Below are 23,291 nucleotides of genomic sequence, written 5' to 3' on the forward strand. Positions count from 1 at the left end.
AATATTCGTAGAAGGTTCTTTTCCCAAAAGTTATATATTTTTTTAAATCAATTAAATAAAAATTTAAATTATTTTTTTATAATTAAAAAAAGACAAAATTGGTTTTGGAAATGGATATTTTTTTATCATTTTGTATGAAATGAGAATAAAAATAGTTTTTAACTTGTTTATATAATTTGTAATTAAGCAATTTATAAATTTTATATAAAATATTTTATTACTAATATTATATTTTATATAATCATTAATTGATATTATATGAATATTTTGATATTGAACTTTTATTTTATTTAATAAAATATTATTTTCAATAGAATTATTTGATTCTATTATAGGAAAATCATACATTCCCCCCCACATCTGATTATTTAATCTTTTTTTAATAAAAAAATTTTTTTTTATAGTTTCTATAAATAGATAGTATAAGAATTTATTTTTACGATTTATTATTGATATTTTTATTGGTAATTTATTTGTAGTCTTATTTATAAGAGAATAACATCCTATTTTAATAGGACATGAGAAACATTTTGAATTTACTGGAGTACATATAATTGAGGATATATCCATAATTGATTGATTAAATATACCTGGATTAACTTTATCCATTAAATGATAAATAAAATTTAAAAATTTTTTTGATCTAGAATAATTTATATTTTTATATATACCAAAATATCTAGAATATAATCTATAAGCATTTCCATCAATAGCTGGTATTTTCTCATTAAAACATATAGATGATATCGCTGATGCTGTATACAATCCAATACCTTTATATTTTATTAATTCTTTATATGTTCTTGGAAATCTTATATTAAATATTTTTTTAGAAAAATTATGTAAATTTATTGCTCTAAAATAAAAACCCAAACCTTCCCATTCTTTTAATACTGTGATTTCATCCGATTTGGATAAAATTTTTAGATTTGGAAATTTTTTTATAAAATTATCATAATATTCTAATACTTTAGAAATTCTAGTTTGTTGTAACATAAATTCTGAAACCAATACATGATAAGGATTTTTAGTTTTTCTCCAAGGAAGAATTCTTTTATGTATTTTATACCAATTTATTACTTTATTATGAAAATTCATATATATATCTAATTATTATATGTTATAACAATTTTATAAAAAAATTTGGTATATTTAGAATATTAAATATTTTTTGTTAATCAAAAAATTTTGTTATTTGATATAATGATTTAACATGACAAAAGCAGATATAATAACAGAAATCATATCAGAAACTGGTTGTGAAAGAGTATATATACAGAAAGTTGTAGAAACTTTTATGAAAAAAATAAAAAAAAGTTTATCGTCAGGTGAAAATGTTTATTTAAGAGGATTTGGATCATTCATTATTAAATATAGAGCAAAAAAACTTGGACGTCATATATCTAAAAATATGTCTATTGTAATACCTGCACATAATATTCCATCATTTAAACCATCAAAATCTTTTACCAAATTAGTAAAAAAAAATGTTCCAATTGATAAATTTTGAACAATTAATAATAACATAAAAAATTATGCCAAACGGAAAAAAAAGAAAAAGAAAAAAAATAGCAACTCATAAAAGAAAAAAAAGAAATAGAAAAAATAGACATAAAAAGAAAAAATAATTATTTATATAATTTTTAATATTTTTTCATACTTGTTTTTTATGTATATATGAATAATAAAGATTTAATTATAAATACAGAAAAACAAGCTATAAACATAGCTCTCTTAGAAGAAGGAAAATTATTAGAACTTCATCAAGAAGTTTTTGATAAAAATTTCTATGTAGGAGATATCTATTTAGGTATTGTAAAAAAAATTTTACATGCATTGAATGCAGCAATTATTGATATTGGATATTATAAAGGAGGATTTTTACATTATAATGATTTAGGAGAGCATATTAAAAATTTATCAAATTTTACAAAAAAAAATAAAAAGGATTACTGTGATTTAATAAAAAATTCTATAGAAAATATTCTTTGTTTAGGACAAAAAATTTTAGTACAAATATCTAAAGAACCCATATCCAATAAAGGTCCTAAACTTACTACAAAGATTAGTCTTCCTGGAAGGAATTTGATTCTTATTCCATTTTCAAATAAAATATATGCATCCAAAAAAATAAAAAGTATAAAAGAAAAAAATATATTAATTTCTTATATAGAAAAAATAAAACCTAAAAATATTGGTTGTATTATTAGAACAGAATCTTCTAGAAAAAAAGAAATTTTAAATAAAGAATTAATTCACTTAATGAAAAAATGGAAAAATATATTAAAAAATATAACGTTAAAAAAAAACCCCATAAAAATTTTTAGTGAAAGTAATATAACTTCTTGTTTTTTAAGAGATACATTTAATAATGATTTCCAATCAATCTATTGTGATAATATTTTTTTATGTAAAGAAATGTATTCGTATTTATCTATAATTGCACCTAAAAAAACTAGTATTATAAAATATCATCAAGAAAGTACACCAATTTTTGAAAAATATGGTGTAGAAAAACAAATAGAAATTTTTCTAGGTAAAAATGTGCCTCTTAAAAATGGAGCATATTTGGTAATAGAACATACTGAAGCATTACATGTTATTGATGTAAATAGTGGAATGAATAATCATATAAAAGAAAATAGTACTGAATTAGAAAGAATTGATAATATATTTAAAATAAATTTATTAGCTGCTACTGAAATAGCAAGACAACTTAGATTGAGAGATATGGGGGGTATAATAGTTGTCGATTTTATTGATATGTCGGACTCTATACAGAAAAATAAATTATATGAACATTTAAAAGAAAAAATGAAAGGTGATCGAGCAAAACATCATATATTACCAATCAATGAATTTGGTCTTGTTCAATTTACTAGACATAGAGTAAGACCAGAAATAAAAATAAAAAGAAACGTAAAATATACAAAAAATTCTTCTATAAGCTATATTCTCCATTTAGAATGTGTAATAGGTAATATATTAAAAAATGAAAACTATAAAAAAATACAATTACATATACATACTTTTGTATCATCTTATTTAAAAATTGGATTCCCTTCCATACAACAAAAATGGTTTTTAAAATATAAAAAATGGGTAAAAATTATTCCTAATAATTCATTTCAATATACTGAATATAAAATTTTCGAAAAAAATAATAAAGATGAAATTACATCATATTTTTTTTAATTATATTTTGTTATAAAAAATGTGGATGTGGTGAAATTAGGTATACACGTCAGAATTAGAATCTGATGCTAAAAAGCTTGAGGGTTCGAGTCCCTTCATCCACACAATTTTTTAAATATTTCTTTTTTTATTTCCTATATAAATTTGTCTAGGTCTTCCTATTGGTTCTAAATTATCCTTTATTTCTATCCAATGAGCTATCCATCCAGGAAGTCTTCCTAAAGCAAACATAACAGTAAACATGTCTTTTGGTATTCCTATTGCTTGATAAATAATTCCAGAATAAAAATCTATATTTGGATATAATTTTTTTTCTAAAAAATATGAATCTTTAAGAGCGTTTATTTCTAATTTTTTAGCTATATCTAATATTGGATCAGAAATATTTAGTTTTTTTATTAAATTTTCAGCTATTGATTTTGCTATAATTGCTCTAGGATCAAAATTTTTATAAATCCTATGACCAAAACCCATTAACCGAAATGAATCATTCCTATTTTTTGCTTTTTCTATCCATTTATTAATATTACCTCCATCTTTTAAAATTAATTCTAACATTTCAATAACTTTTTGATTAGCTCCTCCATGAAGCTTTCCCCATAAAGCATTAATACCAGCTGATACAGATGAAAATATATTTGAACGAACTGAACTTAACAAACGTACAATAGTAGTAGAGCAATTTTGTTCATGATCTATATGTAAAATTAATAATTTTTCTAATGCATTAATTATATAATAATTTTTTTTATAAGGTTTATTAGGAATAGAAAAAAACATACTTAATATATTATATATATAACAAATATTTTTTTCGTTATTAATATTAGGTAATCCATATTTTTTTCTATAAATCATAGCTGCTAATATAGGTAACTTAGATAAAAGATAAAAATATGAATCTTCACTTTTTATAGAATTATCAAATGATAATAAAATATTTGTAATAGAAGATAAAATTCCCATTGGATGATATGAATTAGGTATTTTATCTAAATAATTACAAATATTATCTTTAATAAGATTAAAACTATTAATTTTTTCTATAAAATATTTCAATTGTTTATAATTAGGAAGTTCTCCATTTAAAATTAAATAAGATGTTTCTATAAATGAACATTTATTAATTATTTGTTCAATAGGATATCCTCTATACAACAATTCTCCTTTTTCTCCATCTATAAAACTGATAGAGCTTTTTGTAATCCCAGTATTTTTTAATCCTGGATCAAAAGTAATAAGTTTAGTATACTCTCTTAATTTAGAAATATCAATAGCTTTATCAAAAGTTCCATTAATTAATGGTAATTGATGATAACGTCCATTAGCATAGAAATTAATCATATACATAAAATAATTTTATTTTATATTAATATACAAGATCTAAAAATTTTTTAATATCATTTTTTCAAATGAAATAATAGTATGAAATCCTTTTTTTGAAAAATAATTTTTCATTCCTTTTCTAAAACTAATTAATACAAAATCTCCCCCCCAGGTACCTAAACTTTTTACTAATCCTAAATAATCTGGAAAATATAATTCTTTTATAGTAGGTAAATTAAGTATCTTTGATATTATCATTTCATGTTTTAATAATAATTCTTCAAATTCTTTTAATTTATTGCATGATAAAATTTTCAATGTTATATAAGATATATTATTTATAATATTATTACTAATAATTTTTTTTTTAGAAAAAAACCAATTTATACCACTAGTGGTATTTTGTTTTTTATTAAGATATAAAAAATATAATTTATTTTTAAATGGAGGATTAAATTCTACAGGTAAAAAATATGGAATGTTATTTTTTAATTTAAAAATTATTGGTTTTTCATGAGAAACACATGCTAAATCATATCCACTTCCTGGAAAGTCTTTACTTAATAATTTATAAGGGTTAACATTTATCCATTGTGCAATATTATTTATTAAAGTAGAACTACTTCCTAACCCCCAATTTCTAGAAAATTGCAAATAAGTATTTGCATATATATTAATATTTTTTTTAAAAAATTCTTTTTTTATATTTTTAGATTTTATTAATAAATTTCTAAGACGATAAGATATTTTTTTTTCTGTTTCATAAATAATTTTTAAATATGGTAATTGAAATACCACTTCAAACCATGGTTTTTTTAAATTTTGATCATAACTTTTCCAAAATAAAATAGAAGATCTATTTTTTTTTTCAAAAATAGATAATGATTGTCCTTTTATTGTTGGTAGAGCTAATCCTATTGATCCTAATAAAATTAAATATTCTCCTGTTAACAATAATTTTCCATGACTATAAAAAAATTTTTTTTTAGAAAAGAACATTATTATGCATATTTTACATTTTTTTATTAAATGTTTTTAACATTTTTTTTGCCATATTTTTTAATATATTACTTGGACCTATTTCTGTAAAATGATTAGCTCCATTCATAATCATATTTTTTATGGAATGTTTCCATTTTACTGGAGAAATTAATTGTTCAATTAAATTATTTTTTATCTCATTAGGATTAGTAACAGGAGTACCAATAAAATTTTGATATATAGGACATATAGGGTTATTAAACGAAATTTTATTTATAACTTTTATAAAATTTTTTTTTACCAATCCCATAATTGGAGAATGAAATGCACCATATACAGGAAGTTCTAAAATTCTACTAGCACCTAGTTTTTTTAAAATTAAACATACTTTTTTAATAGAATTACAATCTCCAGATATTACTAATTGATTATCAGAATTATAATTTGATGGTACTACAATTCCTACCTCTTCTTTACAAACATGTTCTATTATTTCATCTTTTAATCCAAATATAGCTACCATTTTTCCAGGAATAGATTCACATGCTTTTTGCATAAGATTTCCTCTTTTTTTTACCAAAATTAGTCCATCTTCAAAAGAAATTACGTTGATTGCTGTTAAAGCTGAAAACTCTCCAAGAGATAATCCTGCAACCATATCAGGCAAAAAATTTTTATATAATTTTGTTTCTATAAATGAATAAATATATATTGCTAACTGTGAATTTATAGTCTTTTTTAAAATATTTTCAGATCCATTAAACATGATTGAAATAAAATCAAAATTTAAAATATCGTTAGATAAATGAAATATTTTTCTTGCTAAAGAACTTTTTTTATAAAAAATTTTTCCCATTCCTACAAATTGACTTCCTTGTCCAGAAAATAAATAAGCTTTCATAAAAAACAAAATATTAATTATTAATTTTTTATTTTAAATTAGTATTAAAATTAATATATAAATGAATATAATTGATACACATACTCATTTGTACATGAAAGAATTTAAAAAAGATATTGATTCTGTAATTAACCGATCAATAAATAAGGGAGTTTGTAAATTTTTTATTCCATCTATTAGTAGTTCAACTATCTATGATATTATTTGTTTAGAAAAAAAATATCCAAATATTTGTTTTCCAATGATTGGATTACATCCAAATTATATTTATTCAACAAAAAATTTAAATGAAGAATTAAAAAAAATAGAAAAATGGTTAAATAATTATTCATTTATTTCTATAGGAGAAATAGGAATGGATTTACATATGAATAAAAAATTTTTTTCAGAACAAAAATATGCATTTCAAAATCAATTAGAATTGGCAAAAGATAGAAATTTACCTATCATTATTCATTGTAGAAATGCGTTCGATTATGTATTTGATATTTTATCAAAAAGAGAATACTCCTTTATTAAAGGTATATTTCATTGTTTTTCAGGTACATTAACTCAAGCAAAAAAAATAATTAATATTGGAATGAAATTAGGTATAGGAGGGATAATTACTTTTAAAAAAAATAATATTGAACAATATTTAAATCAAATTGATACAGAAAATATTGTGTTAGAAACTGATTCTCCATATTTGTCTCCACATCCTTTTAGAGGAAAAAGAAATGATCCATCTAATTTAACAATAATATTAAAAAAAATATCTGAAATATATTCAATATCAGAAAATACTATTGCTAATATAACAAATGATAATGTTAATAAAATTTTTTTTTGAATTATATTATATCATTTTATATGGATCTACATATTTTTCAAATTCTTCATTAGTTAAATAACCTAAACGTACTGATGCTTCTTTTAAAGTTATATGATTTATGTAAGCATAATTTGCTATTTCCGCTGATTTTTCATATCCAATTTTTGGATTGAGAGCTGTTACTAACATTAAAGAATTATCTAATAGATATTTAATTCTATTATAATTAGGTGTGATACCTTTTACACAAAAAAAACAAAATGAATTAATAGCATCTGCTAATAATTTAGACGATTCTAAAAATTTATATATTATTAATGGTTTACAAACGTTTAATTCATAATTTCCTGATGAACCAGATAATGATATGATTACATCATTTCCTATAATTTGCATACATACCATAATAATAGCTTCGCATTGAGTAGGATTAGTTTTTCCAGGCATAATAGAAGATCCAGGTTCATTTCTTGGTATATTTATCTCCCCAATTCCAGAACGAGGTCCAGATGATAAAAATCGGATATCATTTGATATTTTTATTAATGAAACTGCTATTTGTTTAATAGATGCATGAGATTCTACCATAGCATCATGATTTGCTATAGATTCAAATTTGTTTTTGGCTACTTTAAAGGGAATATTAGTATATTTTCGAATATATTTAGTAACTTCTTTATCATACTTTTTGGGAGCGTTTAATCCGGTACCTACTGCTGTTCCTCCTATAGATAATTCTGATAAGTGATTTAGTGTATTTTTTATAGAATTTATTCCATGTTCTATTTGCGATGTATATCCAGAAAATTCTTGCCCCAATGTTATTGGAACAGCATCCATAAGGTGAGTTCTTCCTATTTTTATAATTTTTTTAAATGATTCAGATTTATTTCTTAATTCATTTTTTAATTTTTCAATAGATGGAATAGTTTTTTCTATTAGAATTTTGTAAGCAGATATATTCATAACTGTAGAAAATGTATCATTAGATGATTGTGACATATTAACATCATCATTAGGATGAATTAATGGCTTTCCTACCCCTAATTTATTACCCATAATAACATGAGATCTATTTGATATAACCTCATTTATATTCATATTAGTATGAGTTCCAGATCCTGTTTGCCATACTACCAAAGGAAATTGATCATCTAATTTTCCATTTATAATTTCATTACATACTTTGCATATAATATTTTTTTTTTCCATTGGTAACTTTCCTAAGTTAAAATTAACAATAGCAGAGCATTTTTTTAATATACCAAATGAATAAATTACTTCTATTGGGATAGAACCTTCTTTTCCTATTTTAAAATTTTTTCTTGATCGTTCTGTTTGTGCTCCCCAATATTTATTAATAGGAACTTCTACTTTTCCTAATATATCTTTTTCAACTCTATATAAATTTTTTTTATTCATAATTTTAAATAAAATTTATTAATTAATTATTTATAATGATCATTAAATTTATAGGATTTTTAATATTTTTATTAATAATGATGTTTGGATTTTGGTGTATTATTTTTTTATCTATATTTAGTATATATTGGATGATTATTTTTTTAAAAAAAGAGTTTTATAATTTTATAAAAAAAAGTAATAAATAAATGATTGTGATAAAAAGAATATTTAAAAATAAATATTTTTGGATGAGTTTTTTTTTCTTTATATGGATATCATTTTTTGATAAAAATTCATTATTGATGCATTACAAACTAAAAAAAAATATAGAAAAAATGAATCATAATATAGAAAATATAAAAAAAAAAAATTTTAAAAAAAAATAATAGAAAATTAATACGATGAATTATTTTTTTAAATAGACTAAAATTATGCTTAAATCAGACGGAGATATACCACTTATTCTAGATGCCTGAGCCAATGACGTAGGTTTATAACTTTCTAGTTTTTCTTTTGCTTCTAAAGAGATAGAATTAATATTTTTATAATTAAAATTATATGGTATTCGTATATTTTCTAATTTTGATAATTTTTTAGCGTTTTCTATTTCTTTATCTAAATATCCTTTATATTTAATTCTTATAGAAACTTGATCTAAAATTTCTTTATTAAACTTATTTTTATTTATCTCAATCATTATAAATGGAATACTTTTAATATCTTTTATATTAATTTCGGGGCGTGATAAAATATCATCGATTTTTTTACTAGAAAATACTCTAGGTGAATTTTTCATATCTAATATAGGATTTATATCATCTGGTTTAATATTTTTTTTTCTAAAAAAATTTATACATTTTTTTATTTTGCATTTTTTTTTTTCTACTATTTTCATGTTCTCTTCTGAGATTAATCCAATATTATATCCAATATGTGATAACCTTTCATCCGCATTGTCTTGTCTTAATAGCATTCTATATTCAGATCTAGAAGTAAACATTCGATATGGTTCTCTAGTTCCTTTTGTTACTAAATCATCAATTAAAACTCCAATATACCCTTCATTTCTTTTAATAATAAGTGGATTTTTATTATAAATTTTTAAATAAGCATTAATTCCTGCAATTAATCCTTGTGCAGCTGCTTCTTCATATCCAGTAGTTCCATTAATTTGTCCAGCAAAAAAAAGATTTGTTATTTTTTTACTTTCTAAAGTATGTTTTAATTGTTCTGGATAAAAATAATCATATTCTACGGCATATCCTGGTTTTAAAATATTAACATATTTAAATCCTGGTATTGTTTTTAAAATTTTATATTGTAATTGTTCTGAAAAAGAAGTAGAAAACCCATTAATATACATTTTTTTTGTATTCAACCCTTCAGGTTCAACAAAAATTGGATGCGTTATTTTTTTTGGAAAACGAAAAACTTTATCTTCTATGGAAGGACAATATCTAGGACCTTTTCCTTGAATAGAATTATTAAAAATAGGAGAATGTATTCTATTTTCATAAATAATATCAAATACGTTTTTGTTTGTGTATGTTATATAACATTTACATTGTTGATTAATTTTTTTAAAATTATGAAAAAAAGAAAATTTTCCAATATTTTTATCTCCATATTGAGATTTCATTTGATTTAAATCTAATGAGTTTCCATCAACTCTTGGGGATGTTCCAGTTTTCATTCTTCCATATTTTAATCCAAAATATTTATTTAATTGTTCTGTAATTCCTTTAACTTTTTCTTCATTTATTCTTCCCCCACTAATTTTTTTATTACCTATATGTATAATTCCATTTAAAAATGTTCCATTTGTTAAAATAACAGCATTCGCATGAATTTTTTCATTCATTTTCATTTTTACTCCTATAACTTTATAATTTTTTATTATTAAAGATTCAACTGTATTTTGATATATATGTAAATTTTTATTTTTTTTTAAAATATATTTCCAATAATAAGAAAATAAGAATCTATCGCACTGAGATCTTGGACTCCAAACTGCAGGACCTTTAGATTTATTCAACATTCTAAATTGAATACTACTATAATCAGTAACAGCACCAGAATATCCTCCTAATGCATCTATTTCTCTAATCATTTGGCCTTTTGCTATTCCACCCATAGAAGGGTTGCAAGCTAATTTAGCAATTGTATTTATATTACTAGTAATAAGTAAAGTTTTTGCACCCATTTTAGAAGAAGAAAATGCAGCTTCTGATCCTGAATGTCCTCCTCCAACTACAATAATATCATATTTTTTTGGAAACATTTCGTTATTATTAATGAATAATTAAATAATTAATTTTTAAATAAATTTAAATAAAAATTCTCTTTTTTTTTCATCATTATTTTATCATTAATTTTTTTATCTCTATATCCTATAATATGTAATATAGAATGAATCATAACACGTAATAATTCATCATAAAAAGTTTGATTAAATTCTTTAGAGTTTTGTAAAACTTGATCAATACTTATATAAATATCTCCAGATATATGTTGATTAAAAGAATAATCAAACGCTATAACATCTGTATAACTATTATTAGTTAAATATTTATTATTTATAAATAAAATAAAATTTTTTTCACAAAATATATAATGAATATTTCCTATATATTTTTTCTCATTTTCTAATAGTAAAAATATTTTTTTTACAATTGAATATTCATCATTAATTTTAAAATTATTTTTTTCATAAAAAAATTTAATCATCAATAATTTATTGATCAAAATTAGTAAATTCAATTATACGTAATTTTTTGTGAAAAAATCTTTAAAATAAAAATTTATATAAAATGATTAGATTTATCCCCCATTTTTTTTCATTAATAAATTTATTTTTTGGATGTGTATCTATTATTTTATTACAAAAAGAAGATTTTTATACTTCTTTTATTTTTACTATAATATCAATTATATTTGATTTTTTAGATGGATTCTTATCAAGAATTATTAAAATTGATAATAAATTTGGTAAGGAATTGGATTCTTTATCGGATATAGTTTCATTTGGAATAGTTCCATCTATTATAGCATTTTTTTTATTAAAAAAAATTTCACCAACTAATTTTAATATAGAATGGATTTCTTTTTCTATTTCCATATCATCTGCATGGCGTTTAGCTCATTTTAATCTTCTTAATCAAAAAAAATTTATTTATGGATTAACTACTCCAATAAATACATTATTTTTTTATTCTTTATTGTATATGATTCAAACAAAAAAAATAATATACCATCCTTTTATTATTATTTGTATAATATTTTTTTCTTGTTATCTTCTCAATTCTAAAATATTAATGATATCCTTTAATTTTAAAGGTTTATCTTGGAACAAAAATAAAGAACGATATATTTTTTTGTTAATTAGCTTATTTATTTTATTAAATTTAAATTTTATGATATTTTTGTTTTATATAATAATTATTTATATAATGACTTCAATTTTTTTTCAAAAAAATAAAAAATTATTTAAATGAAATTAAAACTTTATCGTCCTATATGCTTTTTTGACATAGAATCAACAGGTATAAACATAGGAAAAGATCGAATTATAGAAATATCTATATTAAAAGTATTTCCTAATAATAATAAAGAAAGTAATACTTGGTTAGTTTATCCAGAAATACCAATTCCACCTCAATCAACAGCTATACATGGAATAAAAAATGAAGATGTAATAGGAAAACATACATTTAAAGATGTAGCTGATTCAATTTTTAAAATGATAGAAAATACAGATTTAGCCGGATATAATTCTAATAGATTTGATATACCAATTTTAGCAGAAGAAATGTTACGAGCAGGAATTCCTTTTAATATAAAAAAATATAAAACTATAGATGTACAAGTAATTTTTCATAAAATGGAACCTAGAACGCTTTCTGCAGCATATAAATATTACTGTAAAAAAAATCTTACAAAAGCTCACAGTTCTAAGGCGGATGTATTTGCAACTTATGAAATATTATTATCACAACTAGATAAATATAAAAATTTAAAAAAAGATGTTAAAAATTTAGATCAATTTTCTCATCAGAAAAATATAGCTGATTTGGCTGGATTTATTAAAATAAATGAGAATGGAGATGAAATTTTTAATTTTGGAAAATATAAAGGAGAAAAAGTATTTGAAATCTTAAAAAAAGATCCTAATTATTATGGATGGATACAGAATTCAGATTTTCCTTTATATACAAAAAAGATATTAACAAAAATAAAATTAAGAAATTTTAATAAAAAAAAAGACTAATTTAGTTAGTTTAACTATAAGTTAGTTTTGTTAATTTATCTGATATAAAATCATCTAAATTTTTTCCTTTTAATAAATTACTGGAAATTAGAGTTAAATTTAATGTTTCTTTTATAATTTCGTTTTTTTCCTTTTCAGATTTCACTTGCAAAATTTTTTTTATTAAGTGATGATTAATATTTACAATTAATTGATATTTATCAAGATCTTTTTGATTCATATTTCTTAATGAATTCATTTCTTTTATTCTTCTTAAATATTCTGGTATAATTATTAAAAATGGACGATCTTTTTCAGATAATTCTTCTAATTGTACAGAAAATTCGTAATTTTTTAATTGATTATTAATACAATTTTTTATTAAATTTTTTTCTTCTTCATTAAGACTAGAAAATGATATTTTATCTTTTCTAAATATTATTTTATCAATATGATCTGAATCAACTCTAATAAATGAAATATCATTATAAGACAATTCCAATTTCTGTATCAAATGAACTGATAATGGACTATTTAAAAATAAAATTTCATATCCTCTATTTTTAGATTCTTTAATTGATCTAAATTGAAGTTCTTTATTTGAGGAGTATAAAAATATAATTTTTCCTTCTTTATTTTTTTGTTTTTCTTCTATAAGTTTTTTGAATTCATTTAAAGTAAAGAAATCATTATCTATATTTGTAAAAAGAAAAAAATCAATTGATTTATTAAAAAATTGGTCATCACTAATCATTCCATATTCTATAATTATTTTTATATCCTCCCATTTTTTTTGAAAATCATTTCTATCATTTTTAAATAAAAAAGATAGTTTATCAGAAACTTTTCTTGTTATATATTTAGATATACTTTTTACTGAATTATCAGATTGTAAATGAGATCTTGATACGTTTAATGGTATATCTGGTGAATCTATTACTCCTCTTAATAAACTTAAAAAATCTGGGACTATACCTTCTAAATTATCCGTAACATAAACTTGATTTTGATATAAAAATATTTTTTCTTTTTGTAAATCTATTCTTTTTTCTATTTTTGGAAAAAATAAAATTCCATTTAAATGAAATGGATGATCTATATTTAGATGTACCCAAAATAATGGATCATCTAATTGGCTAGGATATAATTCTTTATGAAAATCTAAATAATCTTTATTTTTTAATTCATTAGGATTTTTTTTCCATGCAGGAGATACATTATTTATAATATTTACTTTACGAGATTTTTCATTAATTTGATCATCTTTATGTAAAGAAAGATAAATAGGAATAGGCATGAATTTACAATATTTTTTCAATAATTTAAAAACATGATCATAATTAAGAAATTCATTATTTTCATCATCTATATATAAAATAATTTCTGTACCTCTATTTTTTTTTTCAGTTTCCTTCATAAAAAAATTTGTAGAACCGTCACATGACCATAACATAGATGAATCATTACTATTATATGATTGAGTCAAAATCACAACTTTATTTGAAACCATAAAAGAGGAATAAAACCCTAAACCAAAATGACCAATAATGGAAGAATTTTTATATTTTTTTATAAATTCCTCTGCTCCAGAAAAAGCAATTTGATTAATATATTTTTCTATTTCTTTTTTATTCATGCCAACTCCATTATCTACAATATGTAATGATTTATTTTTTTTATTAATAAAAACTTTTATTTTGAAATCATTAGAGATTAAATCATCTATATGATTTAATCTAGATATCATTTTTAACTTAATAGTTGCATCTGTTGCATTAGCAATTAATTCACGTAAAAAAATTTCTTTATCTGAATAAAGAAATTTTTTAATTATAGGAAAAATATTTTCAGAATTTACACTAATTTTGTTTTTCATAGAATATAAAAAATTTTGTAACTATATTATTTTTTTAAAATTTTATCAATAAATATTTCTTCATTAAATTTTTTTAAATCACTTAAATTTTCTCCTGTTCCTATATATTGAATAGGAATATCATACTCGTTTAATATTTTTAATATAAATCCTCCTTTTGCAGATCCGTCCATTTTTGTTATAATTATAGAAGATATTTTAGTAAAAAAAGAAAAATTTTTTGTCTGTTCAAAAGCGTTTTGACCAGTATTAGCATCTAATATCAAAATAGTTTCATGAGGAGCTTCGGGTATTAATTTTTTTATTACTTTATCAATTTTTGATAATTCTTTCATAAGATTAACACGATTATGTAATCTTCCTGCAGTATCAATTAATACAACATCTTTTTTTCTCGATATTGCAGCTTGTATAGTATCATAAGAAACTGAAGCAGGATCCGAATGAATTTTTTGTTTTATTAATTCTACTTTAGATCTATTTGATAATATTTCAAGTTGTTCTATTGCAGATTCACGAAATGTATCTGAAGCTCCTATAATTGGATTATATCCGTTTTGTTTTAATAAAAATGATAATTTACCAATAGTTGTAGTTTTTCCTACTCCATTAATACCTATTATCATTATTACATATGGTTTTTTAGATATTTTTATTTTATCTAATAATGATTTTTTATTTTTGTTTTTTATAATATTTAATATATCATTTTTTAATACTATTTTCAAATCTTTTACTTTAATATTATCATTTTTAATTCTATTTTCTAAATTAGAAACTATTTTTATAGTAATATTTGTTCCTATGTCTGCAGATAATAAAATTTTTTCTATATGATCAATATCACTTTTATTTATTATATTTTTTTCTTTATCAAAAAAAAATTTTTTTATTTTATAAAAAAAATTATCATTTTTTATCTTTTTCATTAATATTTAATTTTTTTTTACAAGTACTTTTTGATAAAAAATTTATTGCTTCATCTTTTATTAAAATTTTACTTATAAATCTATAACTAGATTTAGTTTCTAATTTTACCATTTTTATAGCTAACACAATTTTTTTATTTTTTTTGTCCATAAAAAGATTTTTTAAAAAAATTTAAATTATTTGATTTCTTTATGAATTGTATACTTTTTTAAAATTGGATTAAATTTTTTTAATTGCATTCTATTTGGATTATTTTTTTTATTTTTGGTTGTAACATATCTAGAAATACCAGGAATTCCTGTTTTTTTTTGTTCAGAACATTCTAAAATGACTTGTATTCTATTTCCTTTTTTTCCCATAATTAAAACGTTTTATTGCATTTTCTATTCCTATTTTATCAATAATTTTTATTGTAGAAGCACAAATTTTAATAGTAATCCACTTTTTTTTTTTTGATAAAAAAAAACGTTTTTTTAATAAATTTATATTGAAACGACGTTTATTTTTATTATTTGCATGAGAAATTTTATTTCCAACCATTGATTTTTTTCCGGTTAATTCACAAATTCTTGACATAATACAAATTATTTAAAATAATTTAAATTAAAAAAATAATTACAATTACTAATAATATTTACTTAAAAATTAATATAATAATGTAAGAAAAATAATTTAATATGTCAGGACATAGTAAATGGACTAATATACAACATAGGAAACAAAATCAAGATATAAAAAAATCTAAAAAGTTTTCTAAATTTATTAGGGAAATTAATTTAATAATAAAAAAATTTGGTATTAATAGTTTTCATTTAAAAAAAATTATTGATAATGCAAAATTATTAAATATTCCTAAGAATAAAATAGAAAAAATAATTAAAAAATCATTAATTAAAAATAATAATAATTGTAAAAATTTAGATTTAGAAGGAAAAATACATGGAATTTGTATATACATAGAATGTATAACGGATAATAATATTAGAACTACTTCTAACATAAGAACATGTTTTAACAAACATGGTGGAAAATTATGCAATAATGGAAATTTATCTCATTTTTTTTCTAAAAAAATGATTTTTTCTATAAAAAAAGAAGATATTTTTTCAATAAAAGATTTTGAACTTATGTTAATAGATTTTGGAGCAAATGATATCTTTAACAAAAATAATAAAATTGATTTTATTACAAATTTTGAAGATTTTGGTACAATGAAAAATAATCTTGAAAAATTAAAATTAAAATATAATTTTAAATCAATAAGAATACCTAATCATTTAATAGATATTAAAAAAGAAAATAAAGAAAAAGTTATTAACTTGATCGAAAAACTTAAAAAATTTAATGATATAAAAAATATATACTCTAACTTAATTATATAAAAAAATAAGGCAGGGTGACCTATCGCGTTTTTTTTTAAAAATGAGGAAAGTCCGGACACCATAGAGCAACACAATGGGTAATCCCCATCCATTATAAAAAAAATGAGGAATAGTGCAACAGAAAGAAAGTACAGAAAAATGCTGTAGTGAAATCATGTAAACTCTGTGTGGTGAAATGCCATGTAAACCGGAGACTTGCTCGGTTAATTCCGGAGGGTAGGCAGATAGAAATTTTAGGGTAATCTAAAGTTCAAGATAAATGATAGGTATATCAAATATATGATTTACAGAATCCGGCTTATAACCTTGCCTTAAATTTTGGAGAGATGGCCGAGAGGCTTAAGGCGCACGTCTGGAAAGCGTGTATACAATTTAAGTATCAAGGGTTCGAATCCCTTTCTCTCCGCTAGAAAAATTAATTATCTAATTTTTTAAATTTTTTTTCAATTAAATTTGATCTAACTCCTAGTAATTGATCAATATCTTTAGATGCTCCATTGAGTTTATCTTTTGCTTGATTAAGTAAATATCCAAATTTTGAAAATTCTTGTTTTATAGATTCCAATATATCCCAAACTTCAGAAGTTTGTTTTTGTATAGCTAAAGTTCTAAATCCTACTTGAAAACTATTTAATATGACTGCTAAAGTAGAAGGGCCTGCTATAATTGTTTTATATTTTTTTAATAATTCTTCTAATAAACTAGAATTTTTAATCACTTCTACGTATATTCCTTCAAAAGGTAAAAATAGTATAGCAAAATCAGTAGTATTCGGAGGTTCAATATATTTATGTTTAATATCTTTAGACATTTTTTTTAAAACTAATTCCATATTTTTTTTAGCTATTTCAATATTTTTTTTTAATCCACAACGATAGGCATTTTGAAGTTTTTCGTAAGTTTCTTTTGGAAATTTAACATCAATTGGTAACCATATAATATGATCTCCATTTCCAGGAAATTTAATTGCAAATTCTACAACATAATTTGTTTTAGGTCTTGTAATTACATTAGAAGCATATTGTCCTGGAGACAATATTTGTTCAAGTAACATAGATAATTGCATCTCACTGAAACTACTACATATTTTTACATGATTCAAGGTATTTTTTAGAGAACTTATATCGTTTGCCAAAATTTTCATTTCTCCTAAACCTTTTTGTAAAAAGGTGAGTTGATTTTCAATCAAATTAAATGATCTACCCAAATGAATATCAATAGAACCTTTAAGTTCGTTAGTAATAATATTTTTTATTGATTCTACATTTTTATTCATTAAATCAATAAATTTATTTTGTTCAATATAAATAGAATCAATTTTAGTGGATTGAGATTGATTATATGATTTTATATCTTTACTTAAAATATTTTGATAATCTTTGGATGTACGAATCCATTCGTTTTTAAATGATGTTAAAAAATTTAAATTTCTATCTTTATCATAAAAATAAATATTTTTAATTTCATTTCTTTGGTTTATAAATTCATTTCTTAATGAGGATTCCAATTTTATAAAAAACAAAATTAAAAAAAATAAAAAAATTAATAATGATAAGATTAAATATAACATAAAAATGAAGATGAAGAAAATATAAAATAATAAATAGCGGGAATAGGACTCGAACCTATGACCTTCGGGTTATGAGCCCGACGAGCTACCAACTGCTCCATCCCGCGATCAATTTCAACAATATAATATTTTCCATTCATAAAAACAAATTATTATCCATTCATAGATATTAAAAATTCTTCATTGTTTTGTGTTCTTATAATTCTAGATCTTAAAAATTCCATAGCTTCTACTGAATTCATATCAGAAAGATGTTTTCTTAAAATCCACATTCTTTGTAATGTATTTGAATCTAATAAAAGATTATCTTTTCTTGTACTTGATGATACTAAATCAATAGCAGGGTATATTCTTTTATTAGCTATCCTTCTATCCAATTGAAGTTCTTTATTACCTGTTCCTTTAAATTCTTCAAAAATTACTTCATCCATTTTAGATCCTGTGTCAATCATTGCTGTTGCAATAATTGATAATGACCCTCCATTTTCTATGTTCCTGGCCGCCCCAAAAAATCTTTTTGGTCTATGTAATGCATTAGCATCTACTCCTCCTGACAATACTTTTCCAGAAGCTGGAGCCACAGTATTATATGCACGTGCTAATCTTGTAATAGAATCTAATAAAATAACTACATCGTGAGAACATTCTACCATTCTTTTTGCTTTTTGTAAAACAATATTTGCTACTTTAACATGGCGATCTGCAGGTTCATCAAAAGTAGATGCAATAACTTCACCCCTTACACTTCTTTGCATATCTGTTACTTCTTCAGGTCTTTCATCAATTAATAAAATTATTAGATATACTTCTTGATGATTTGCTGCAATAGCATTAGCTATTTCTTTTAATAAAGTAGTTTTTCCAGTTTTTGGAGGAGCAACAATCATACCTCTTTGTCCTTTTCCTATAGGTGTAAAAAGATCTACAATTCTAGTTGAAAGAGTTGAATTTTTTCCAGCTAATTGAAATTTTTCATTAGGAAATAATGGAGTTAAATGTTCAAAAGAATTTCTTCCTCTAACAAAAGAGGGGTTTTTTCCATTTATTTCGATAATTTTTATTAATGGAAAATATTTTTCTCCATTTTTAGGTGGGCGAACTTCACCTCTTATTGTATCACCAGTTTTCATTCCAAATAACCTAATTTGAGATTGAGATACATATATATCATCAGGTGATGACAAATAATTAAAATCGGAAGATCTTAAAAAACCATAATTTTCAGGCATGATTTCTAATACACCTTCACTAATAATTATTCCTTCAAATTCATATTCAGGAGTTCTATATTTATTAGAAGTAGTATTTCTGTGGAAATTATCTTTTCCACTAAAAAAATTAGAATTATGTTTTGGATTATCATATCTTTCTGATTTTTTCCAATTGGGAAAATTTTTATATTTTTTTTGAAATTTTACATGATTTTCTTGAGGATTATATTTTTTTTTTGAGAATTCTTTTATTGAATTTTTTTTTTCAAAAAATAATTTTTTTGATTCCACATTTTTTCTAATAAATTCTTTTATTTTATTTTCTTTTGAAAAATTTTTTTTATTTTTATTCAATGTGGAAATTATTTTTTCTAATAATTCATTTTTACGTAATTGAGTACATCTTTTTAAACCAGAAGATTTCGCAATTTCCTGTAATTCAAAAAGTTTTTTACTTTTTAACTCAGTAATATCAAACATAAAATAATTGGATTAGGTTTATAATAATTATAGGAACGAGAAATACAATTATACAAAAAAATTCGATTGAACTTGAATAAAAAATTAAATAAATCATTTAAATTATTAAAATATTAAATATTTTATTGAATTATGTTATATAGAATACAATCATTATATTTATCAATATCAATTTTATTTTATTCTTTTTCTATATCTTTTTTATTAAATAATAGAATAATAAGATATAATAGATTACAAGCTTTATCTATGTCATTAACGATATTGTGTATAATTTTATCATTATCCAGTATTATTTTATTTAAAAAAAGAAAAATACAGTTAATATTAAATAATATTAATATTATTTTAAATACTGTTAGTTTTTTAATTATTTTATTTTTTTTAGATAGTGAATTTTACAGTTACTTTTTTGATGCAAAAAAAATTAATTTTTCTTTAATTTTATTTTTATTTTCATCTAATATACTTTTATATATAACAAATCGTACTCTTAAAAAAGAAATGAAAATTATTGATTCTATTAATAGAATACGATAATGAAAATAAAAAAATATGAAATTTTTATTAAAAAATTAGAAATTTATAAAAATGAATTTTTAAAAATTTCTAAGAGTATTATACAACCTAATATTTTATCTGATAAAAAAAAATATAAGTTTCTAATAGAAAAATATAATGAATTAGAAAAAATATTTCTTCTTTATAATGAATTTAAAAAAAAAATTGATTTTTTAAAAGAAGCTGATTTTATTATAAAAAATGATTCAGATAAAGAAATTATAAAATTTGCAATAACAGAAAAGATTAATTTAGTTAAAAAATTAGAATGTATTAAAAACAAATTATGTGAAAAAATAAAATATAAAAAAATAAAAAAAGATAACTATAGAAATGTGATCTTAGAAATAAGATCTGGAACAGGTGGAGATGAAGCTTGTTTATTTGTAGAAGATATATTAAGAATGTACATTATGTACTTTAAAAAAGTAAATTGGGGATATAAAATTATTAATTATCAACAAGGAACTAAAGGATATAAGGAAGTAATAATAGATGTATATAGCAAAAACAAAAAACATGAAATATATGGAAATCTTAAATTTGAATCTGGAGTACATAGAGTACAAAGAATCCCAAAAACTGAATCTCAAGGAAGATTACATACTTCTGCAATAACAATAGCAGTTTTACCAAAAGTAGAAAATATAGAAATATCTATTAATCCAGTAGATATAAAAAAATATACTTTTAGATCTAGTGGAGCAGGAGGACAACATGTAAATAAAACAGAATCCGCAGTTAGACTTGTTCATTTACCGAGTAATATTAAAGTAGAATGTCAAGAAGAACGTTCTCAACATAAAAATTTTGAAAAAGCAATGATGGTTTTAAAATCAAAAATATATAATAATGAAATAGAAAAAAGATTAAAAGATATATCTACGAAGAGAAAATCATTAATTTTAACAGGAGATAGATCCGTAAAAATACGAACTTATAATTATCATAATAATAGAGTTACGGATCATAGAATACATAAATCTATTCATAATCTTAATGAATTTATGAATGGAAATATTCAAGAAATGATTAATGCATTAAGAATAGAAGAAAATAAATTAAAATTTCTATAAAAATTCTAAATTTTTTTTATAAAATTTGTATTATAATCTCCTTTCATAAAATCATTATTTTGTATTAAATTTTTTTGAAATTGTATGCTAGTATGGATTCCTTCAATTACAAATTCATCTAAGCATCTATGCATTTTTTTTATTGCTTTTTCTCTATTTTTTTCTGTTGAAATAAGTTTTGCTATCATAGAATCATAATAATGTGAAATATAATAACCTGAGTATATATGAGTATCAATTCTTACTCCTTTCCCCCCTGGAAAATGAAGTTGAGTTATTTTTCCAGGAGATGGTCTAAAATTATTACTAGGGTCTTCAGCATTTATTCTACATTCTATTGAACACATTTTAGGATAATAATTTTTTTTCGATAATTTTTTTCCATATGCTATTGATATTTGTTCTTGAACTAAATCAATGCCTACAGTTTCTTCTGTTATAGGATGTTCTACTTGAATCCTTGGATTCATTTCCATGAAATAAAAATTTTTATTTTTATCTACTAAAAATTCTATAGTTCCTATTCCTTCGTAATGAATAAATTCAGCTGCCTTTATTGATTTTTCACCCATTTTTTTTCTTAAATAGGGTGTAATAAACGGTGATGGAGTTTCTTCCAATAATTTTTGATTTCTTCTTTGAATAGAACAATCTCTTTCGGATAAATGACAAATATTTCCATAAGAATCTCCCATTATTTGGATTTCAATATGCCTAGGATCGATTATTAATTTTTCTATATAAACATCTTTTTTTCCAAAAAAGGATAAAGATTCTTTTTTTGCTTCTCCCCAACATATTTTTAAATCATTTTTTTCAAAAACAGATCTTATTCCTTTTCCTCCACCTCCATATACAGATTTTATAATAATAGGATATCCTATTTTATCAGCTATTTTTTCTACGTCCTTATAAGAAGAATTAATAAAACAATTAGTTCCAGGAATACAATGAATACCAGCTTTCATCATTGTTTTTTTTGCATAAATTTTATTAGCCATTTTCATCATGTGATTAGGTTGAGCACCAATAAATTTAATTCCATGTTTATTACACATAGATGAAAAATATGCACTCTCAGAGAGAAAACCATATCCAGGATGAATAGCATCAGAATTTGTAATTTCTGCTGCAGAAATTATATTAGGAATATTCAAATAAGATTTTTTTGGATCAGGAGGTCCTATACAAACAGCCTCATCCGCAAAATGAACATGTAAACCATACTTATCTGCAGTAGAATAAATTGCAACTGTTTTTAATCCCATTTCTTTAACTGTTCTTATTATACGCAAAGCTATTTCACCTCTATTAGCTATTAATATTTTTATTGACATT

The 23,291-nt window shown here is 21.7% G+C and carries 25 protein-coding genes, 3 tRNA genes and 1 other RNA gene; 13 read left to right on the forward strand and 16 right to left on the reverse strand.

What is annotated here, in order from left to right:
- Nucleotides 1-63: 63 nt before the first annotated feature.
- On the reverse strand, nt 64-1,098 hold the full coding sequence (locus H0H33_RS00425; protein ID WP_185877958.1) for an A/G-specific adenine glycosylase: 1,035 nt from the start codon (nt 1,096-1,098) through the stop codon (nt 64-66).
- Between the two features lie 115 nt (nt 1,099-1,213).
- Here H0H33_RS00425 and H0H33_RS00430 point away from each other — a divergent pair, with 115 nt between their 5' ends.
- The 3 genes from H0H33_RS00430 (at nt 1,214) to H0H33_RS00440 (ending at nt 3,299) form a co-directional block, all read left to right on the forward strand.
- Nucleotides 1,214-1,510, forward strand: coding sequence for an HU family DNA-binding protein (locus H0H33_RS00430; RefSeq protein WP_185877959.1), 297 nt, complete (start codon nt 1,214-1,216; stop codon nt 1,508-1,510).
- Nucleotides 1,511-1,677: 167 nt separating this feature from the next.
- Nucleotides 1,678-3,195 carry an Rne/Rng family ribonuclease gene (locus tag H0H33_RS00435; RefSeq protein ID WP_185877960.1) on the forward strand — a complete coding sequence of 506 codons (1,518 nt, stop codon included), beginning with the start codon at nt 1,678-1,680 and terminating at the stop codon, nt 3,193-3,195.
- Between the two features lie 21 nt (nt 3,196-3,216).
- Nucleotides 3,217-3,299: transfer RNA gene (locus H0H33_RS00440), tRNA-Leu, on the forward strand.
- Between the two features lie 7 nt (nt 3,300-3,306).
- On the opposite strand, the gene H0H33_RS00445 is transcribed toward H0H33_RS00440, so the two are convergent.
- From H0H33_RS00445 to fabD, 3 genes are read right to left on the reverse strand one after another with little or no spacing between them, the layout of a single operon-like run.
- Complete coding sequence (locus H0H33_RS00445; RefSeq protein ID WP_185877961.1) at nt 3,307-4,545, reverse strand: citrate synthase; 1,239 nt, start codon at nt 4,543-4,545, stop codon at nt 3,307-3,309.
- Between the two features lie 33 nt (nt 4,546-4,578).
- A complete protein-coding gene (locus tag H0H33_RS00450) occupies nt 4,579-5,520 on the reverse strand; it encodes a GYDIA family GHMP kinase (protein ID WP_185877962.1) in 942 nt (313 codons plus the stop codon).
- A 13-nt stretch (nt 5,521-5,533) separates the two neighbouring features.
- Complete coding sequence (fabD, locus tag H0H33_RS00455; protein WP_185877963.1) at nt 5,534-6,403, reverse strand: ACP S-malonyltransferase; 870 nt, start codon at nt 6,401-6,403, stop codon at nt 5,534-5,536.
- 61 nt (nt 6,404-6,464) lie between these two features.
- On the opposite strand from fabD, the gene H0H33_RS00460 reads away from it, so the two are divergent.
- Nucleotides 6,465-7,235, forward strand: a complete 771-nt coding sequence (locus H0H33_RS00460; protein ID WP_185877964.1) for a TatD family hydrolase — start codon at nt 6,465-6,467, stop codon at nt 7,233-7,235.
- A gap of 6 nt (nt 7,236-7,241) precedes the next feature.
- Here H0H33_RS00460 and fumC read toward each other — a convergent pair whose 3' ends face one another.
- On the reverse strand, nt 7,242-8,639 hold the full coding sequence (gene fumC / locus H0H33_RS00465) for a class II fumarate hydratase (protein WP_185877965.1): 1,398 nt from the start codon (nt 8,637-8,639) through the stop codon (nt 7,242-7,244).
- 35 nt (nt 8,640-8,674) lie between these two features.
- On the opposite strand from fumC, the gene H0H33_RS00470 reads away from it, so the two are divergent.
- Complete coding sequence (locus tag H0H33_RS00470; protein WP_185877966.1) at nt 8,675-8,827, forward strand: hypothetical protein; 153 nt, start codon at nt 8,675-8,677, stop codon at nt 8,825-8,827.
- The gene (locus H0H33_RS00475) at nt 8,828-9,007 is read left to right on the forward strand and encodes a hypothetical protein (RefSeq protein WP_185877967.1); all 180 of its coding nucleotides are present in this window, start codon (nt 8,828-8,830) and stop codon (nt 9,005-9,007) included. It begins immediately after the preceding gene.
- Nucleotides 9,008-9,027: 20 nt separating this feature from the next.
- Here the strand turns inward: H0H33_RS00475 and mnmG are convergent, their stop codons facing one another.
- Nucleotides 9,028-10,902 carry a tRNA uridine-5-carboxymethylaminomethyl(34) synthesis enzyme MnmG gene (gene mnmG, locus H0H33_RS00480; RefSeq protein WP_185877968.1) on the reverse strand — a complete coding sequence of 625 codons (1,875 nt, stop codon included), beginning with the start codon at nt 10,900-10,902 and terminating at the stop codon, nt 9,028-9,030.
- Nucleotides 10,903-10,931: 29 nt separating this feature from the next.
- Nucleotides 10,932-11,381, reverse strand: coding sequence for an rRNA maturation RNase YbeY (ybeY, locus tag H0H33_RS00485; protein WP_317167112.1), 450 nt, complete (start codon nt 11,379-11,381; stop codon nt 10,932-10,934).
- Between the two features lie 50 nt (nt 11,382-11,431).
- On the opposite strand from ybeY, the gene H0H33_RS00490 reads away from it, so the two are divergent.
- Both H0H33_RS00490 and H0H33_RS00495 read left to right on the forward strand, forming a co-directional pair.
- The gene (locus H0H33_RS00490; RefSeq protein ID WP_185877969.1) at nt 11,432-12,115 is read left to right on the forward strand and encodes a CDP-alcohol phosphatidyltransferase family protein; all 684 of its coding nucleotides are present in this window, start codon (nt 11,432-11,434) and stop codon (nt 12,113-12,115) included.
- Nucleotides 12,112-12,888, forward strand: coding sequence for a 3'-5' exonuclease (locus H0H33_RS00495; RefSeq protein ID WP_185877970.1), 777 nt, complete (start codon nt 12,112-12,114; stop codon nt 12,886-12,888). The genes H0H33_RS00490 and H0H33_RS00495 overlap by 4 nt, the downstream gene beginning before the upstream one ends.
- Before the next feature lie 10 nt (nt 12,889-12,898).
- Here H0H33_RS00495 and htpG read toward each other — a convergent pair whose 3' ends face one another.
- The 5 genes from htpG to rpmB are packed head-to-tail and all read right to left on the reverse strand — an operon-like array spanning nt 12,899 to nt 16,249.
- Nucleotides 12,899-14,743: a molecular chaperone HtpG gene (gene htpG, locus H0H33_RS00500; RefSeq protein ID WP_185877971.1), complete on the reverse strand. Its 1,845-nt coding sequence runs from the start codon at nt 14,741-14,743 to the stop codon at nt 12,899-12,901.
- Nucleotides 14,744-14,769: 26 nt separating this feature from the next.
- On the reverse strand, nt 14,770-15,672 hold the full coding sequence (gene ftsY / locus H0H33_RS00505) for a signal recognition particle-docking protein FtsY (protein ID WP_185877972.1): 903 nt from the start codon (nt 15,670-15,672) through the stop codon (nt 14,770-14,772).
- A complete protein-coding gene (locus H0H33_RS00510) occupies nt 15,653-15,823 on the reverse strand; it encodes a hypothetical protein (protein WP_185877973.1) in 171 nt (56 codons plus the stop codon). The genes ftsY and H0H33_RS00510 overlap by 20 nt, the downstream gene beginning before the upstream one ends.
- 26 nt (nt 15,824-15,849) lie before the next feature.
- A complete protein-coding gene (gene rpmG / locus H0H33_RS00515; protein WP_185877974.1) occupies nt 15,850-16,032 on the reverse strand; it encodes a 50S ribosomal protein L33 in 183 nt (60 codons plus the stop codon).
- The gene (rpmB, locus tag H0H33_RS00520) at nt 16,013-16,249 is read right to left on the reverse strand and encodes a 50S ribosomal protein L28 (protein WP_185877975.1); all 237 of its coding nucleotides are present in this window, start codon (nt 16,247-16,249) and stop codon (nt 16,013-16,015) included. Before rpmB ends, rpmG begins: the two co-directional genes overlap by 20 nt.
- 101 nt (nt 16,250-16,350) lie before the next feature.
- Here rpmB and H0H33_RS00525 point away from each other — a divergent pair, with 101 nt between their 5' ends.
- From H0H33_RS00525 to H0H33_RS00535, 3 genes are all read left to right on the forward strand, one after another.
- Nucleotides 16,351-17,055, forward strand: coding sequence for a YebC/PmpR family DNA-binding transcriptional regulator (locus tag H0H33_RS00525; RefSeq protein ID WP_185877976.1), 705 nt, complete (start codon nt 16,351-16,353; stop codon nt 17,053-17,055).
- A 6-nt stretch (nt 17,056-17,061) separates the two neighbouring features.
- Nucleotides 17,062-17,372, forward strand: an RNA gene (rnpB, locus tag H0H33_RS00530) — RNase P RNA component class A.
- 3 nt (nt 17,373-17,375) lie between these two features.
- Nucleotides 17,376-17,461: transfer RNA gene (locus H0H33_RS00535), tRNA-Ser, on the forward strand.
- A gap of 9 nt (nt 17,462-17,470) precedes the next feature.
- Here the strand turns inward: H0H33_RS00535 and H0H33_RS00540 are convergent.
- The 3 genes from H0H33_RS00540 to rho form a co-directional block, all read right to left on the reverse strand.
- A complete protein-coding gene (locus H0H33_RS00540; RefSeq protein WP_238785613.1) occupies nt 17,471-18,562 on the reverse strand; it encodes a DNA recombination protein RmuC in 1,092 nt (363 codons plus the stop codon).
- A gap of 97 nt (nt 18,563-18,659) precedes the next feature.
- Nucleotides 18,660-18,732 (reverse strand) — tRNA-Met (locus tag H0H33_RS00545).
- 45 nt (nt 18,733-18,777) lie between these two features.
- Nucleotides 18,778-20,316, reverse strand: coding sequence for a transcription termination factor Rho (gene rho / locus H0H33_RS00550; protein WP_185877978.1), 1,539 nt, complete (start codon nt 20,314-20,316; stop codon nt 18,778-18,780).
- 132 nt (nt 20,317-20,448) lie between these two features.
- Here rho and H0H33_RS00555 point away from each other — a divergent pair, with 132 nt between their 5' ends.
- Together H0H33_RS00555 and H0H33_RS00560 are read left to right on the forward strand one after the other, a co-directional pair.
- Nucleotides 20,449-20,856: a DUF4293 family protein gene (locus H0H33_RS00555; protein ID WP_185877979.1), complete on the forward strand. Its 408-nt coding sequence runs from the start codon at nt 20,449-20,451 to the stop codon at nt 20,854-20,856.
- Nucleotides 20,856-21,953 carry a peptide chain release factor 1 gene (locus H0H33_RS00560; protein WP_185877980.1) on the forward strand — a complete coding sequence of 366 codons (1,098 nt, stop codon included), beginning with the start codon at nt 20,856-20,858 and terminating at the stop codon, nt 21,951-21,953. The genes H0H33_RS00555 and H0H33_RS00560 overlap by 1 nt, the downstream gene beginning before the upstream one ends.
- 5 nt (nt 21,954-21,958) lie before the next feature.
- Here the strand turns inward: H0H33_RS00560 and accC are convergent, their stop codons facing one another.
- On the reverse strand, nt 21,959-23,290 hold the full coding sequence (gene accC / locus H0H33_RS00565) for an acetyl-CoA carboxylase biotin carboxylase subunit (RefSeq protein ID WP_185877981.1): 1,332 nt from the start codon (nt 23,288-23,290) through the stop codon (nt 21,959-21,961).
- Nucleotide 23,291: the final 1 nt, after the last annotated feature.

The organism is Blattabacterium cuenoti, from assembly GCF_014252415.1.
GTDB classification, from domain to species: domain Bacteria; phylum Bacteroidota; class Bacteroidia; order Flavobacteriales; family Blattabacteriaceae; genus Blattabacterium; species Blattabacterium cuenoti_Y.